This window comes from Corynebacterium tuberculostearicum SK141, from assembly GCF_000175635.1.
In the GTDB taxonomy this organism is placed as follows: domain Bacteria; phylum Actinomycetota; class Actinomycetes; order Mycobacteriales; family Mycobacteriaceae; genus Corynebacterium; species Corynebacterium tuberculostearicum_C.
In genome coordinates this window covers 1-16682 of sequence record NZ_ACVP01000001.1, presented here as the reverse complement: position 1 = coordinate 16682, position 16682 = coordinate 1, and the positions used below count along the sequence as shown (strand labels likewise).

Annotated in this window: 16 protein-coding genes; 7 read left to right on the top strand and 9 right to left on the bottom strand. The window is 56.1% G+C overall.

Annotated elements, in window-relative coordinates:
* Positions 1-2: 2 nt before the first annotated feature.
* Positions 3-125 carry a hypothetical protein gene (locus tag CORTU0001_RS12000; protein WP_005324145.1) on the bottom strand — a complete coding sequence of 41 codons (123 nt, stop codon included), beginning with the start codon at positions 123-125 and terminating at the stop codon, positions 3-5.
* Between the two features lie 85 nt (positions 126-210).
* Complete coding sequence (locus CORTU0001_RS00080) at positions 211-1593, bottom strand: YeeE/YedE thiosulfate transporter family protein (protein WP_005326392.1); 1383 nt, start codon at positions 1591-1593, stop codon at positions 211-213.
* 173 nt (positions 1594-1766) lie between these two features.
* Here CORTU0001_RS00080 and CORTU0001_RS00075 point away from each other — a divergent pair, with 173 nt between their 5' ends.
* Positions 1767-2147 carry a hypothetical protein gene (locus CORTU0001_RS00075; protein ID WP_005324140.1) on the top strand — a complete coding sequence of 127 codons (381 nt, stop codon included), beginning with the start codon at positions 1767-1769 and terminating at the stop codon, positions 2145-2147.
* A 24-nt stretch (positions 2148-2171) separates the two neighbouring features.
* On the opposite strand, the gene CORTU0001_RS00070 is transcribed toward CORTU0001_RS00075, so the two are convergent.
* From CORTU0001_RS00070 to CORTU0001_RS00045, 6 genes are all read right to left on the bottom strand, one after another.
* The gene (locus tag CORTU0001_RS00070; protein ID WP_005326390.1) at positions 2172-2825 is read right to left on the bottom strand and encodes a response regulator; all 654 of its coding nucleotides are present in this window, start codon (positions 2823-2825) and stop codon (positions 2172-2174) included.
* The gene (locus CORTU0001_RS00065; RefSeq protein ID WP_005326389.1) at positions 2822-4033 is read right to left on the bottom strand and encodes a sensor histidine kinase; all 1212 of its coding nucleotides are present in this window, start codon (positions 4031-4033) and stop codon (positions 2822-2824) included. Before CORTU0001_RS00065 ends, CORTU0001_RS00070 begins: the two co-directional genes overlap by 4 nt.
* Positions 4034-4099: 66 nt before the next feature.
* Positions 4100-4765, bottom strand: a complete 666-nt coding sequence (locus tag CORTU0001_RS00060; protein WP_005326388.1) for a response regulator — start codon at positions 4763-4765, stop codon at positions 4100-4102.
* Positions 4762-5373, bottom strand: a complete 612-nt coding sequence (locus CORTU0001_RS00055) for a hypothetical protein (RefSeq protein ID WP_005326387.1) — start codon at positions 5371-5373, stop codon at positions 4762-4764. Before CORTU0001_RS00055 ends, CORTU0001_RS00060 begins: the two co-directional genes overlap by 4 nt.
* A complete protein-coding gene (locus CORTU0001_RS00050; RefSeq protein WP_005326386.1) occupies positions 5370-6617 on the bottom strand; it encodes a sensor histidine kinase in 1248 nt (415 codons plus the stop codon). Before CORTU0001_RS00050 ends, CORTU0001_RS00055 begins: the two co-directional genes overlap by 4 nt.
* 42 nt (positions 6618-6659) lie before the next feature.
* On the bottom strand, positions 6660-8036 hold the full coding sequence (locus CORTU0001_RS00045) for a M20 metallopeptidase family protein (protein WP_005326385.1): 1377 nt from the start codon (positions 8034-8036) through the stop codon (positions 6660-6662).
* Between the two features lie 157 nt (positions 8037-8193).
* Here CORTU0001_RS00045 and CORTU0001_RS00040 point away from each other — a divergent pair, with 157 nt between their 5' ends.
* From CORTU0001_RS00040 to CORTU0001_RS00010, 6 genes are all read left to right on the top strand, one after another.
* Positions 8194-8598: a hypothetical protein gene (locus CORTU0001_RS00040; RefSeq protein ID WP_005326384.1), complete on the top strand. Its 405-nt coding sequence runs from the start codon at positions 8194-8196 to the stop codon at positions 8596-8598.
* Positions 8599-9160: 562 nt separating this feature from the next.
* Positions 9161-11071, top strand: coding sequence for a DNA primase family protein (locus tag CORTU0001_RS00030; protein ID WP_005326383.1), 1911 nt, complete (start codon positions 9161-9163; stop codon positions 11069-11071).
* A gap of 8 nt (positions 11072-11079) precedes the next feature.
* Complete coding sequence (locus CORTU0001_RS00025) at positions 11080-11343, top strand: hypothetical protein (RefSeq protein WP_005326381.1); 264 nt, start codon at positions 11080-11082, stop codon at positions 11341-11343.
* The gene (locus CORTU0001_RS00020; protein WP_005326380.1) at positions 11336-12427 is read left to right on the top strand and encodes a hypothetical protein; all 1092 of its coding nucleotides are present in this window, start codon (positions 11336-11338) and stop codon (positions 12425-12427) included. The genes CORTU0001_RS00025 and CORTU0001_RS00020 overlap by 8 nt, the downstream gene beginning before the upstream one ends.
* Positions 12428-12448: 21 nt before the next feature.
* Positions 12449-13087 carry a hypothetical protein gene (locus CORTU0001_RS00015; protein WP_005326379.1) on the top strand — a complete coding sequence of 213 codons (639 nt, stop codon included), beginning with the start codon at positions 12449-12451 and terminating at the stop codon, positions 13085-13087.
* Between the two features lie 1347 nt (positions 13088-14434).
* Positions 14435-15697: a hypothetical protein gene (locus tag CORTU0001_RS00010; protein ID WP_034667787.1), complete on the top strand. Its 1263-nt coding sequence runs from the start codon at positions 14435-14437 to the stop codon at positions 15695-15697.
* Positions 15698-16083: 386 nt separating this feature from the next.
* On the opposite strand, the gene CORTU0001_RS11250 is transcribed toward CORTU0001_RS00010, so the two are convergent.
* A partial coding sequence (locus tag CORTU0001_RS11250) for an antirestriction protein ArdA (protein WP_050776561.1) occupies positions 16084-16682 on the bottom strand: 599 nt, incomplete at its 5' end.

Sequence of the window (16682 nt, the reverse complement as noted above, 5' to 3'; positions counted from 1 at the left end):
GCCTAGCTGGCATAGACGTTGAGGCGCAGTTCCGCGTCCAGCACGTGTTCTTCCTCGCGCTCAAAGACGGCGAAGGCATGCAAAATATCCGCTACAGCGGTGGAATTATCATCAAACTCGGGCATGCGATAACTTCTTTCAAACCACAAAGGAGGCACAAGAATCACACTCGATTCTTCTGCCTCCACATAGTAGCTGACAATGATGTAATTATCCGCCCTTGACCACCGTGACCTGCCAACCAGCATCGCCCGAGCGATGGAAATCACGAATCTCATGGCCTTCATCGGCCGCCCACTGCGGAATGGATTCGGTGGCCTGGGTGCAGTCAAAGTCAATAACCAGCGCCTCGCCTGGCTCCAGTTCCGCCATGACCTGCTTGGCCTCGATCAACGGGAACGGGCACACCGCGCCGAGGGTATCGAGCACATAGCGCCCGCCGCCCAGCGCGCGGGCCTTGTCCTTCGCCTGCGGCTTAGTCTTGAGCGCTACCGCCCCGGTGGCAGTGGCAAAGCTCGGCAGCACCTTATCCTCGGCGGAGACCACCGAGTTATCCACGGATTCCTCGGTGGAGTAGGTCTGCGGCTGCTGCGGCTCACTCTTGGGCTTGAGCCAGAGGCGCGCGCCCGCGCCGACGCCCAGGGCCATAAAGAACAGCGATACCCAGCCCTGGAAGCTAAACAGGGAGGTCTCCACCATGCCATTGCCCACGGTGCAGCCGCCGGCCAGCGACGCGCCTACGCCCATCATGATGCCGCCCCAAATAGCGCGGGTGGCGGTCTGCGCATCGGGCACGCGCACGCGGAACTCACCGGCGGACTTGGCGGCGATAAACGCGCCCACCAACAGGCCGATGACCAACAGGGTGCCCCAGTTCATACGGGCGGAATCACCGGTGGCGGTCCAGCGGACTATGTCCGCAGTCGGCGTGGTGATGCCGAGGCCGCCATTGCGGCCAGCGTCGGCCGAAAGCACAAAGCCCACCGTGCCAATGACGCCTACAGCAACCGCCGCGATGTTCATGTTCAGCGGCTTGGCGTACCACGGCTGGCCCAAGTCCACCTTCGGGCGGCCGGCGTCCTTGGCGCGATAGTGGCGCCACAGCAGGAAGGTCACGACCCACAGGACCGCAACCAAGATCCACGGCGAGATATGCAGCGCGCCATGGATGGTGGTAACCGGGAGGCTCCACTGCTTGAACCAGTCATTGGCACCAGACAGCGGGCCGGATTTCATGGCCGCGGCCGAAAGCCCATAAAACAGCAGCGCAATCCACGAGCCGACCAGGCCCTCGGCCGAGCGGTACCACGTGCCGGAGGCACAACCGCCGGACAAGATGATGCCGAGGCCAAAGATGAAGCCGCCCACGATGACGGCTACCGGCTTGAAATCACTAATCTCCGGCGAAAGCACGCCCGTGCCAGTCAATAGCGTCAGTCCAAAGGCATGCACGGAAATCAAAATGAGCAGGGCGGTAAAGCCGCGCCAGGTCTTATTGAGGAAAATATCGCGCAGCATGCCGGTTACGCAGAAGCGCCCGCGCTGCAGCACGGCGCCGAAGACGATGCCGGTGAGAAGTCCGGTAATAATCACTATTTCTCCTTGTTTCGAGTTAAGGGCCTCAGCCTACGACACCTAAGACAGAATTGTCTATAATTGACGTACAACCCGGTTCTAGGGTGGCAGATTTCCGCGTTTCCGTCGGCCTTCCCTATGCCGCCTCGGGCACCCCAGCCGCTCCGGGCACAATTAAGGAGAATTAACCTATGGGAATCCCAGACGACGTAGTACTCGATGGATATACCCTCATCGAGCAACACGCAATCGACCACGAGTTCCTGCTGCGCGGCTCTCCGCTGGGCACCGAAACTCCCCTCCTATTCGCCCTGACCATCGCGGGCGTACTGCTGGTTGCGGCCAGCTTCTTCCTCCGCGGAGGAAGCCGTGTCGCCGCCGGCCTGGTGGGCGCCATCCTCACGCTAACCAAGCTGTGGTGGATGCCCTTCGCGCTATGGCAGCAATTCGATGACGGCCAAGTATTCGGCTACACGCTCAAGTACTTCCCGCAGTACTGGCCGGTGGCGTCCCTTATCGTCGGCGTCATCGCGCTGGTGGGCCTAGCCTCCGCCATTTTCCGCCGGCCCTAGTTACCCAGGCCAGCCCAGCCACGCCTAACCGCCGAGAACCGCAATCGCGATGTGCACCCGGTTGGTGCCATCGATCTTGGCCAGGATGTGCTTCATGTGCGTCTTGACCGTGGTCAGGGAAATGAATAGCTGCTCGGCAATCTCGGCGTTGCTCAGTCCTTGGGCCACCAGCTGGGCGATTTCATTTTCGCGCTCGCTCAGCTCGGCCAGCCCGCTGGGTTGAATCATCTCTTGTTCCGGCTGCGGCGGCGTGGCCGCCAGCCCCACCAGGTTTTCTAGCACCTTCGGGCTAAGCTGTTGCTGGCCTTGGGCCGCCGCTCTTACCGACGCCACCAGCGCCTCCGGCGCCGTCGTCTTCAACAAAAAGCCCACCGCCCCTGCGCGCAGGGCGTGCAGGATAAATTCGTCGGTATCAAAGGCAGTGAGCATCACCACCGGGATATCGCGCGCACCGGCGAGCGAATGCAGCTGCGCCGTCGCCTCGATGCCGTCCATGACCGGCATGCGGATATCCATCAGCACCACGTCCGGCTCCTCGGCCAGGATGAGCTCCACTCCCTCCTTGCCGTTTCCGGCCTCGCCAATGACGCTAATGCCCGGCGCGCCTTCCAAGATCATGCGCAGGCCGTGGCGCAGCAGCGGCTCATCATCGACGAGAACTACACGAATCTCACTCACTGTACTTCCTTCCTGGGCAGGCGCAGCGTCCACGAGAACCTATCTTCCTCGTCGTTTACCTGCAGCGATCCGCCCACCACACTAGCGCGCTCGCGCATGCCGACGATCCCGTACCCGCCACTGTTCCCACTCCCCTTTTCTTTGGCCTGGGCGGTGGGGTTGGACATGGTGATTAAGAGGGCGTCGGCAAGCGCGGCGATGGTGATGGTGACCGGCTCGCCCGGCGCGTGCTTGCGGGCGTTGGTCAAGCCCTCCTGGACCGCGCGATTGAGCGCGTGGCCAGCCATGGTGCTCAGCTCCTCCAGCGATTGCGGCCCCGCGCCCTCCTGGTAGCGCACCTCCACGTCCATGCCCGCCTGGCGGGAACGCTCCACCAGCGATTCCACGCCCTCGCGCGGATCGATACGCCCCTCGCTGCGCAGCGAGTGCAGCGCCTCACGCAGGTCCCCCACGGCGGCCTCGGCTTCATCGCGAATCGTGCGCGCGGATTGCCGCGTCTCTTCCGGATCTAGGTCCTTGCGGTAGGCCAACCCGCCGGCATAAACCGCAATCATGCTCAGCCGATGCGAGAGCGTATCGTGCATATCCCGCGCGATCCGGTCGCGTTCTTCCTGCCGCGCAAAGTTCTCCCGCGTGGCCATTTCCTCGTGTGTGAGCTCCGCCTGCGCCTGCAGCGCAATCGTGCGCTCTTTTTGGTTCGAGCGAACCAGTCCAACAACTAGTACGACCAGCGCGGGAATAAACGCTCCGCCGAAATAGCCCATCTGAAACGGAATACTTGCACCTTTAGCACCGGAAAAATCAGTGTCGACTAGTTTCGAGGCCACCATGGCCGTGCATACCAGCGCGATCCACAACCGGCTGCGGCGCGAGGCCGCAGAAAACGCCGCTATCATTACCGAAGGACGGTACTCAGCAATCGTCACCGTCGCCGAAATAATGGTTGCGGCTACCAACGCACTGCGCGGTCCGGCCTGCGCGCTGCGCGGGTCACGCTCCCGGGCGGCATGGCGCAAGGCGAAAGGCAGAAGCATCCAGGTGCCGACCATCACCGCGGCTGTAACAAGCATGCGATTTACTGAGGCATCAGTATCCGCTAGTCGCATCAACGTGACCAGCACATCGCCGACGACAACAATTACTGCGATGAGAATTTTCTGCCACAGCGGGCGCTTAAGCATCGCGTCGGATTTTCGGAACACCTTCATAACGCGCACCAGTCTAAGCCGACACGCCGCCGGCGCAGTATCCCCCGCAGGGAGGATTCTCCGACATTAGCCACGCGCCTCTAAGGCCATAATGGCGATGTGCACACGGCTGGTACCGCCGATCTTTTTCAAAATATGCTGCATATGCGACTTCACCGTCGCCAGGGACACCACCAATTGGTCGGCGATGTCTTGATTGTTCAAGCCCTGGGCCACCAGCCCGGCTATTTCGCGCTCGCGGGAGCTTAAAGTGGCAAGCCGGGTGCGAGCGGTGCGGGTGTGGTGTGATTGGGCGTCGGAAAGCGCGGGGCTTTGCATGCCCACCAGCTTGTCAACGACCTGCGGGCTCAACAACGGCTGCCCCGCCGCGGCCGCACGCACGGCCGCCATGAGCGATTCCGGCGGCGTCGACTTCAGCAGGAACCCAGCCGCCCCGGCACGCAGAGCCCGCAGGATGAAGGAATCGGTATCGAAGGCCGTGAGCATGATGATCGGCACTGCGTGAACGGACAGAATCTTCTCCACGGCCGCGATGCCATCCATGACCGGCATGCGAATATCCATCAGCACCACATCGGGCTGCGCGTCGAGCACCGTAGCCACCGCGTCCCGGCCATTGCTCGCCTCGGCCACGACCTCGATATCGGGCGCGTTGGATAGCAGCAGACGCAGGCCGCTGCGGACAAGTTCCTCGTCATCAACGAGCACTACGCGCAGGGCATCGGCCATCATGCTCCCTTTCCTACTGGTTGATTCCACCGCGCGCGCCACAACTGCGATGCGACGGGCGTATAAGCCACAGTAACCGCTACCACTGCCGCCAGCGCTACGGGCACGATTCCCGCGTGGCCCGCCACTACGCCATTGAGGAACGAGGGCACGAGAATATCGTTTAGCTTTTCGAAGAATTTGGGGAAAAATTCGATGACTAGTGTGGCCGCGATGAATGTCAGCGCAGCCTGCAGGAGCAACGTCCATAGGCTTACCCGATGCAGCCGCTTATCGACGTCCGGCTTCCCCACCGCCGCAAACAGCACCCTCGCGCCTTGCCCGCGAAACTCCGGCACGACATAACCGCGGCGCTCCACCAGCTCGATGCGGTCTGCGTCTTTGGGCGCGTTATCGTCGCTGTGCCCGCGCAGGAATTCCAGGCTATAGGCCGAGTCATCGGTATCGGTATAGCTGAGCTTGCGCGAGGTTCCGTTGACGGTGGAGATAAAAAGACTGCGCTTAAAGTCTAAGTACTTTCCCGTCCACCCCTCGCGGGCCGTGGTTTCTTCTAGGTCGATGCGCATGAGCCCGTATTCGGGATGGCGCAGTTGCCAGCTCATCTCGCTCATCGTGTGGCCTCCTTGTGCGCTAGCGGTAGCTGGATACTCCATCCGAATTCCTCGCCTCCCTTTCCTTCTGGGATTTCCTGGTTAGCCACGATGCTCATGCGCCCGCCGGAAAGCTCCACACGCTCGCGCAGTCCCACTAGACCGTAGCCACCTGTGGTGTCCGCGCCATTGCCCGTGTCGGTTCCTGCCTTCCCGCGCGGCACCGGGTTTCGCATCTCGATGTCTACCGCGCCGGCCACCTCGCGCACCGTGATACTTACCGGCTGACCGGGCGCGTGCTTGCGGGCGTTCGTCAAGCCTTCTTGTACTGCACGGTGCACGGCGTGTTGCGCCATCGTGGATAGTCCGGCGAAAACGTCCGGGTCGGTACCGTTCGCGTAGGCCACCGTTACCTCTGCGCCGGCCTCCCGTGCGCTCGCGACCAGCTCCTCGACACCGGTGCGCGGGTCCTGGGAGAGGTCTTCGCGCAAGGCGCTTAAGACGGTGCGCAAATCTTCCACCGCGTTTTGGGCTTCGGCACGGATGGTTCGCGCAGCCTCCGTAAACTCCTCCGGCACGCCCTCGCGCGGATAACTCAGTGCTCCCGCATGAATAGCCACAAGGCTCAGCCGATGCGAGAGTGAATCGTGCATATCCCGCGCGATGCTCTCGCGCTCCTCTCGCCGTGCATGCTCCACCTTGGCGCGCATCTCTTCGCGGTTCATCCGGGCTTGCTGCTCCACGCGCCACCGCTTTTCGCGCTGATTGCCGCGCTTTTGGCCTACCAGCAAGCCCGCGACCATCACGACCACGACGAAGATGGCCCCAACCCATCCGATCTCGTCCCAGCTTAGGTACGGGTTGAAGCTAGTATCTATCGCAAACGCCAGTACAAAGCATGCCACCGCGGCCACCGAGCGCGTAGTCGAGCGCCGCGAGACCATGGAAATAAAAGCCACAACTCCGCTGACCGCGCCGAAATAGGAACTAGACCCCAGCAGCACGATGCAACCGGCGATGAAGCTGCGGGTGGAGCCGGCATAGTCGACGTCGGAAAGCTCGCGCGGCTGGTGCTCCAGGGCAAAGGGCAGGGCGATAATACCCAGCACTCCCACCGCAAACCCGGTGCAGATATAGGGCCCGTACTCCTCAAATGTCGGCGAGTACTCCTCAATATCGAGGTTCATCAGCACCATGCCGACGAGCCAATTCGCCACCGCGCAGGCGGCAACAATGCCCGCCGTACTCCACTTCGTTCTGACCATGGCCCCAAGCTTAAGCCCGCGGCCATAGTCCCTAGGGATGATTTATTTCTGCACCCCGGCCGCATCGCGCATGGCCTTCGTCTGCGCGGACGGATGCTCGTTCTCGGTAGCCAGGCGCTCAAACGCCACGGCCGCCAGCGCGGCAGCCTGCATGCCGAGTACGGAATCATCAAAGCGCATCATCGGCGAGTGATTCCACTCGCGCTGATTTTCGGGCTTTTCCGGATTGGCCGTGCCCATCCACATAAACGTGCCCGGCACCTGGGAGAGGACGTAGCCGAAGTCCTCGGAGGCCATCATCGGGGCGTCGAAAGGCTGGACGTTCTCGGCGCCAAACATCTGGCCCCACAAGGTGGCGGCGAATTGGTTCTCGCGCGCATTGGTCTTGGTGGTCGGGTACAAAATCTCGAAATCCACCTGCGCGGTGCAGCGGTGCGAGGCGGCGACGGAGCTGGAGACCTCCGTAATCATCTGGCGCACGGCATCGATCTTCTCATCGCGCAGCACGCGCACCGTAGCGCCCAAGGCCGCGCGCTCCGGGATGGCGTTATAGGCGCCGTCGCCCGCCCACAGGTTGGTCACGGTAATCACGATGGGCTCCAGCGCATCAAAACGGCGGGTCAGCGCGGTCTGCAGCGACATCTGAATCTCCGCCAGCGCCGCCACCGGGTCGATGGCATCGTGCGGGCGGGAACCGTGCCCGCCCTTGCCCAACACCGTGATGGTCAGGTTGGAGGAGCTGGCCATCATCGGGCCTGGCACATAGTGGAAGGTGCCGCGATCCTGCGGGCCGACGTGCAGGCCGTAGGCGGCAATGGGGCGTCGGCCAGCGGCGTCGAGCACGCCCTCCTCAATCATCGGCAGCGCGCCGCCCGGGCCTTCCTCGCCGGGCTGGAACATGAAGGTGACATCGCCGTGCAGCTCCTCGCGGTGCTCGCACAGAATCCGCGCCGCGCCCACCAGGCCGGCGGTGTGCAAGTCGTGGCCGCAGGCGTGCATATAGCCATTCGTTGACGCAAACGGGCTACCGGTCTGCTCGCGCACCTCCAAGGCGTCCATGTCCGCGCGCAAAAGCACCGACACCGGCCGCTCGCCGCGCTGGCCGCCGCGCAACACAGCCACCACCGAGCTCAAATCCTGGCCCACGTGAATCTCCAGCGGCAAGCCTTCCAGCGCTTCTAGAACCTTTTTCTGCGTGCGCGGCAGGTCCAGGCCGATTTCCGGGTTGCGGTGCAGGTCGCGGCGGAAGTTCTGCAGCTCCTCGAGCATACCCTCGCCCATTTCCTGGAATACCTCGGTGGCTACCCGCTCACCAATGCGCGCCCGCGTCACCGGCAGGGGCGGCAGCTGCTGGGCCTGGCGCGGGGCAGCCAGGCGGCCAGGGTTGGTGGGGCGAATTCGCTTGGTCGGGTCAGTCATGGGGAGCTCCTTTTCTCGCTTTCGCATTCGAGGGTACCGCAGGTTATCCACAGGCCGCCCGGCGGGTTCGGGGTTGGTGTGACGGGTGGGGCGAGTTATCCACAGGCGGGCGCGGGTGGGCTACCGCGGGCTTGCGGGGTGCCTTAGGCTCACCGGCATGACCCGCTTGCAGGACTACGCCCGCCAACTTGCCTCGCCGATGGAGCTTCTCGGCGAGGTCTCTGGCGCGCGCGAGGCCGACCTGTGCCGGCTGGGGCTTCCCCGGCAGGAGGCCCGGAGCCTGCTTGCGCTTGCCGACGTCTACTTTGGCCCCACTCCCTTCACCCGCCGGCAGCGCTCATGCCGGGCGACCAAGCATTGCTTGGCGACGTTGAAGATCATCGAAAAGTACGTCTCGCGCACGAAATCCAAGCGGGATGCGTGGGCGCTGCGCGCTGAACTATGCGCGACCGACCAAGACGTGGAGCGGCTCGCGCGCACGCGATTGAAGGAGATGTATCCGCCGCGGCAGCCCAAGATAGAGCATAAAATAACATTTGCTAATTTGCCCCTATTAGCCTGAGTGGCACACTGAATAATATGCATTACCAGGACAGATACTAGTTTTGGCACCGAACATACTTCGATTTGTTGCGTTTTTCCTATAGCCCCAGCTCGTAAAATATACATACAACTACTATGTTATATTCTGATATACGCTCTCATCTGCAGAAATAGACCCTTGCATGGTGGATCATTGTCTGGTTATATGGAAGGTGCAGCAAAGAGAAAAGCACCGCAGAGACGGTCGCATATCTTCCACACTGCAGCATAAAATTAAATAGTGCCCTGTTGTTATCGAGATTGATTTTTTAAACAGCCGCGAGGCTGGTTTTTAAAGAAGATTCGGACAATTTTTAAAGTCTGAGTCTGACATAACCCCTTGTTAATTAAGAGAAAGAATATGAAAACCCTATTAGAGAAGAAAGAGCGCGGATTAAAGAGAAAAGAGCGCGCATCATTAGCAGACGTTAAAAGCTACGACATGAATAGTTACGTGGATGAGGTTATAAACCGCGCCCCACGACTGAGCGACGCACAACTTGACGCTGTCGCCGGAGCCCTAGACGCAAAGGAGGCCCGCAATGTCTAAAGATATTGTTTCCGCTATCTACGGCACTGACGGTGTCGACGCGGATAAAGTACCCAACACCCCGGCTGAACTGGAAGAAGCTAAGAAGACTAAGTCTGGAACAGCTAATGCTGATGTATCTAAGTCCATGTACCGCCCTACATCAATACTTGTTAATGCCGCAGCACTGCAGCATGTAGAGGAACCGGGCTTTTGCGACAACTCTTGCGAGATTATGGCGCAAGAAATGCTGACCATTATCCAAGGTGTCTACCAAGCAAAGGCCGAGATACTCAAAACCAAACTGGCCCCGCCTAAAGAACTGCCGCCTTTTGTTATTGCGATTATGGTGCTGAAGAAGTTTAACTTTGTCGCAATTATGCCGGACGATAGTAACACCCGGGAAAGCGGATTCTTAGCCTTTTATGACGGTAATAAGAAGTCCCACTCCTATGGTCTGTATGTCACCGATACCGTTCGTATGGATAAAATCTTCTCCTTCTTCCACGGCGACTTGAAGAAGCGTGACCGGGAAGAGATTATGAACTACATCCGAGGCGAGGCCCCCACCCGGCGAGTGGACACCACTCAAGACATTGCGCCTTTTGCTAACGGTGTCTACAACTACGACACCGGCGAGTTTAAACCTTATAGTCCAGACCAGACCCACCTGTTTAAATTCGCAACAAAGTGGAACCCCGATGCCGAGATGCCTGTTATTGAGCAGGAAGACGGTACAGTCTGGCGACCAGATGAGTGGCTCGAATCTTTATTCGGCGGCGATGAAGAATTGGCACTATCCATGTGGCAAGTAATTGGCGCGCACCTTCGCCCGTATAACAGCTTTGACCAAGCCGCTATCCTCATGTCTCCGAAGGGTAGCAACGGCAAGGGTACTCTTCTGCAGCTGATTGAGTCCTTAGTAGGTAGCCATAACACGGCGCACATCCCGCTCGACGCTATGGAACAGCGCTTCGGTATGCACCGGGTGATTGGTAAATGCGCCGTGATTGCCGACGAGAACAACGTGGGTGCATACCACACCAGCGCGAGGAACTTCAAGGCCTTAGTGACTGCCGACACACTGACTATCGACCGCAAGAACCGCTCAGTAGTAGACTACCGACCATTTGTGCAGGTAACGCAGTGTTTCAACGACAACCTTCGCGTTGCCGACGACTCTGACTCCCTCTTCCGGCGTCAACTGTTCATCCCGTTCCCTCAGACATTCTTAGACAGCAAGCGCAACCCAGCTATCCGAGAGGATTATGTTAAGCGCCCCGAGGTCTTGGAATGGGTGGCAAAGCATGTGCTATTGGAAATCCCCTCCTATAAGCGCTTCACCGAGTCCACTGCATCCAAAGAGCTCAAGATTGAGCAGAAACTTGTTAACTCGCCTATTAGGGAGTTTATCGACGAAAATTATGACAGCTTCGTACACGATTTCATACCGCTGAAATGCTTGTACCAGATATACAAGGCATGGTATGCGGATACCGTCTCTGACCGGGGTAAAGCAGCTTCGAAGAAGGCGTTTACGAATGAACTTCGACGCGTCATCGACGAAAACCCGGAGTATGGGTGGGAGGCACCAGCTAATAAAAGGATGCAAACTTCTAAGTTTAAATCTTTTGATGCTTCTAGTGAACCTTTGGTTGAGCAATATAAAGGTCAAGACAGAAAACTCCAGGATATGTACTGGCACACCAAAGGGCCTGGCAACCCACTCAAGGTGCCCGCATCGGGCCTAATAGAAGGCTTATGGGTGAACCACACCGGCCCCCGCTTTAGAAAAGCTAACCCAATGCCACCAATGCCACCAATACTACCCGCCAAACTAGACCCGGTTACCGGATGGCCCATAAGTTATCCCCCTGTAACTTTCGACCAACCTACAGGTACAGACGCGCCATCCACTACATAAGGAAAATCATGCGATACCTAGATATTTATCAAGACGATACGCTCATTATCACCTATCAGGGTGACCGCGTGGTTATTGAATGCAAGGACTATGGCGGTAAGATTCACGCGGCCCAGTGGGTACGCGAGGCTGCAGAAGAAGCCAAGAACGATAACGCCCGTGCAGGTCTGGCGGTAGTCAAGCGTCGCGGTGTTACTGACCCGGATAAGCAGTACGTACTTACGGAGCTTGGGCAGTTGCTTGCACTACTGAGGGGTCACCATAATGACTGAAACCTTTGACCCTAAAGTGATATGGCCCACATTCTACAAGAATGAGACCATCCAAGAGCTTGGTACTACACGCCGCTGGTCCATCTCCACCAAGGACAAAATGCCCATTGATGTACCACACCTTATTACTACTGGCATGGTGCGCGGCGCGGCTATCCGACAGGGCTGCGACCAAGTATGTGTGGACCTAGACACATTAGTAGATAGTATTCCGGAGGCCGCTAATCATGCGTACTACCTCGACTCTATCGTTGACCGGGTCATCATCGTGGATATTGAAAAGACATGCCCCAAAGATGTTGCCCTATCCCTGTTAGGTATGTTGCCGGACGCACTGTACTCGGAAACTTCTATGAGCGGCAAAGGCTACCACCTGGTTATGCCGTTACCAGAGAACTTTAATCAGTGGCCGGACGCGACAGCCAGGCCGGTACTCAAGCACCCTGAAGGTTGGTTCGAGCTTCTGCAGCGTCATTGGGTGACGTTCACCCGCAACCCCATACCGGATGACATCGTTGCCGAGTCTCGTGAGGTGATACGTGTGGAATGGGACACACTTTGGGCGTCATTAGCCGAAAAAGCACCAGGCCCGACCGCTGTTAACGGCTTAGTCATCACTGAAGAAGATCTGTTACCGGAGGACTACAACGACGAAGACGCTGAAGTAGAAAACCAGATAACAGAGGCCGTCTCCGAGAGCATGCAGTGGCTGGAAGAAGAAGGCCGACTACCGGACCGAGAGAACTACGGCGGCGATTGGAGCCGCTACGAGTTCGGGCGTATTGCCATCATTGTTCAGAAAGTTTTCAAAGATATTTTGTACCGCATCATCGCGAAAAAGGGAGCTGACTATGTACGACGGGCAGACCACGGTGGGGTTCACCCAGGGACCGTCATCAGGATATCTACCCGGGTGGCCCGGGAGGTACTTGACCATCGTGACAAGCACGAGCAAGAGCGCGACGGAATGAACTTCGTCATGTGGCGCGTAACACAAAATCTAGAGTTGCAGGACCTAGACGAGCTGATAGAGAAGGCCCTCGTCATGGAAGATGCAACTACCGTCCGTAGTGAGAACTACTAATCGAAAGGATATTCATACATCATGACCATCATTAACCAAAAGACCAAAGAGGCGAAAGTTATCTACCGTGAGGTTGATGGTATCAAGGTAGAGACCGAATCTAGTAACCCAGAATACAACAAGTTTATAAAAGAACTCGCTAAAACCACGCCGGACATTTTCCCGCACATCGTGGGGTGCAAAGTGAGTGCCACTTATGTTGCCCACCGTGTAGATAATTTGGGAATGGTCATAGCCACCGACATCGAATACGTCCACCCCTCTACGGCGAACATACACATATTCATGGTTCCCGTAGAAGATAACAGGATATCTATCATCATCGACCGAGGCGTGGACTGTGGTAGCAAACTAGATGCTGAAATGGGTAAGTCATCCACCCACGACCACGCAGCTACAGTCACTATCAAAACATGCGACAGCGCGGATCACCCGGCCGATAAGACCTACACGTCGGTTGTTCGCGAGGTGGGACACCAGCTTAGCGAGGCGGTGCGGACATCTTTTCCGATAACACTATACACTTATGATCGGAGTGATAGCGCCGACGGAAGAGCGGCCACTCTTGAGGCGGCCATTCTTGAGTTGGAAAATATTACCGCCGAGCTAGGTAACCGCCTGCACAAGATCTACGGCCACAAGCTAGAACCCAAGAAGTAGCCGCTAACCACCGAGGGGTGATACCACCACCGTCGCCCTTATCTAAATCGGGCCTGCCCCCGGACAGTGGACACGTCGGGGGTTAGGCCCCTGCTTCGACCATTCCTGTTGAGAAAGGGTACCTAGAGTTGGAAGACGATAAAAACGTAGAGAACTTTGTGGACTGCCGTGAAATCCGCACGGTTTTCAGACCAACTTGGGTGAGCTGGTGGTTCCACAAGATTTTTACGTTCCCGCGCGTTGAGTGCGATGGGATCGTAAGCAATTGTCACTGGGGAAGAGACAAAGCGTTAGTGAGGGATGGTGGGACGGTTACGGTTGGATTTAGTTATCGTATTTTCCATGATACGAAAATTAGATGTAAGAGCTCCCTTATCGAGGTTTCCCCTTCACATGCTGAGTTAGAAGCCAAGACAGCCATAATTAACAACTCCCCGATGACTGCCGTGCTCTACTAGCATTCGTCTCGAGCCTATCGATGGTTCGGGCGCGTACTTCCCCGCGACGTTGTGAACGCGTTGCATAGGGTTAACCCGCCGATAGCGGTATAAGACCAGTGAAAATTGTAGGGCCTGACCCCCGGACAGTGGACACGCCGGGGGTCAGGCCCATCGTTGCATACTGTCAACCCTGGTACGTGCCCGGAAGGGCATGAATTGCGGCGCAAGGATACGGTTAAAGAACTGTACTTCTGTCCGCAATGTCGTAGCGATAATAATAAACGCAATATTGATTTCGTTTCTAAAACGTTAGAACATTTCAATAATGTTTTAGTGTACACCCCGTACAGTGATCCACTCACTGAAGAGCAGGAACTGGCAGTTGCTGCATAGATTCTTAGCCGAATAGGCCACCGTAGACCTCACCCCGCTGGGTGGGGTCTTTTTAAATGGGGGATAAGAGAGGCGTCGGCTATGCCGACCACACGCAGGGGTTTTGCCCCAAGTGTGCCACTCTCTCTTATGCCCTTTTATCCCCTTGCGCCCTTAGACCGCCTACGGCGGTCGCCGGCGCGGTAAAAACGTACGATGACGTGGGAAAATGGGCAATAGCGTGCTATTTAAATGTGCCCGTTTTAACGCGTCTTCGTGTAATTTAAATTTAAAACGCAGTTTTAAAACCGCAGGTCAGGGGATTTTTAAAATTTACGAAATTTAAAATTCGTAGACTAACGTGGCACACGTTGAAATTTCGTCGGGTTTCAGCGGTCACGCTGCAAGATAATTTAAAATTTCCCCACCCCTCGGGGGTATAGCCTCGCAGTTGACACATTCCGGCGACCAGAGACATCCCAGCCTGTTATAGTGCAAAGGTACGGAGCATAGCCTGAGGGTATGTCTTCCTCTTGTGAAAATATTGAATGAGTGCTGGGAGCCGATTGTTAAAATGCCGTTTATTTCTCGTAACAACAAAAAGTTTAAACTTGCCGCTTTAGCTAGCGTTGGTGTTCTTGCCGTCACGGGTTTAAGCGCATGTGGTAATGATGACAGCTCGGATGAACCCAACTTTGGGCAGAAAGCATCAGACTCTGATGGCGGTATGTCTATCGAGGAGGCTTATGATGTGTATGACAATGCTTACGAGGAAGGCGATCCTAATCGGTGGTGTACTTTACAAAACCTAGCCATATCAGTTGGCGAATATGACGAATCTAATATCCACTACCTTACTCCAAACGCTAAACACGTTGCTGAGAGTATGGTAGACAAGTACGGTCGCGAGGGTTGTGCTCACGCCCTTATCGTTGCGAATAAACGCAATCAGCAGACCGGCGAAGCATACATGTCAATGAAGTATTCGTTATTGACTAAAGATATCAATAATACTGACTATGTAAAAAAGTATGCAAAGAAGATCTACCCTGATGCTGATGTTGATTTAGCATTTGAAGAGTTGAACAAAGACAAAGACAAAGTCTTTGAGCGTGTAGACGAAAAGGCTTTTGATCAGGCTGCAAAGCTATACAAAATGTCTATCACCCCGGCACGTCTGGATGAGGCTTTGCGGACGTATGATGTAGATACTGATGGTGATGTAGCAGTCCCTGGTTCTTACCCTTATGAGTTATCAGCAGATCAATACCGTAAGGCTTTCGATGAAGCTGGGGTTGATATGTCCGACTTTGCGGCTTATGTCATCGCTAGTGAGATTGATGAGCGTTTGAGCGCTGCTATTGATAGTGAAAAATCCAGCCACCATCCTTTTGATGTTGACGTGCATGAGACATATTATCTTGAGCAACCGCCCGCTGAGTGGATGGATCGTCTTGTTGATGAATTTAAATTCACTGAGTCCGAAGCGCGCAGTGGTGCTGAGTATGCTCTAGACTATGCTGCTAACCGTGAAGGTCGTCAGCCACATTTGCTAGTACCGTATCTTTTCAGTAAGTATGTCAGCGGTCCTGACCACACACCAGAAACCGCTACTCTCCCCAATGGTGAAAAGGCAGAGTTTACTGAGGATGTTTATAACAAAGCCGAAGTTGTTGGCGATTTAAGTGACTGGGAACAAGGCTACCTACCTGCAGGCGTAACTAATCGCGAAGCGAAAGAGAAGTACAGTGAAGAGCAGATACGTCAGTGGCAAGAAGACGGTACGCCGCTGGATTAAATTACCTCGTACCTGACACGCCCCGACGACATTCTTGGCGTCTCGTGGCGTGTCAAAAAAAATAAGCCACCCGAAGGTGGCTACATAGTACCGCCCCCGCTTGGTCGGTATGTGGTTAGTATTTGGTTGCTAATTGGTAGCAACCATACATGGTCATTCTCTGGTCAGTATCTGGTCGCTAAGTGGTAGCAACCATACACGGACAGTATTTGGTCAGTATATGGTCGCTGTATGGTCGCTACCGTATACAAACCATATGTGGTCGCTGTTTGGTTACTAGATGGCAGCAACCATACACGGACATCCTATAGTTAGTATCTGGTCGCCAGATGGTAAAAAAAATAAACCCCGTTACTGCACACAAAGCAGCAACGGGGTTGTAGTGTTTAGAAATTCCGGTAGATAAACACTCCACCCTCGCGGGCGTCGGTAGTGGTGACGGTGTAATCGTAAGCTAGGTCACTCACCCAGGAGTCCCAATCAAAGTAGGTCCGTAACGGAGAGTCGGGGTCAGTATCCTCCATCAACCCAGTGTCTTCGGCGAGATTTAGTGCATACTCATAAAAGCTCGGCCACCATCCACAAAATTGCTCTTCAAAGGTAGCAACATCAGGAACATTGTCCATATCTTCAATGACAACTCCCTCTTCCGCCCAACGACAAAAAGCGGGCCATAGGGTGTAGCCAATCTGGTCATATGCTCCGGTCCATGCTTCAACGTTTCCAGGCTCAATCTCATAGCCTTCGGGCAATCCATAAGAACGGAATATTTTGGCGGTATCACACTTATTAGTTATTGGATATCCATTCCATTCATGTATCTCTTTAGCCGTAGGCATCTCTTCCCATTCAGATACTTTAATGAATTTGCCTTTATCAATGCCATCGACGGTATAGCAGTGCTCGCACATGACAATTACGCCAGGCTCGCGCTCTAGAACTGTATCGGGTGCTTCGCGTTGGGTGAACATAGTTAGGCCCTCGG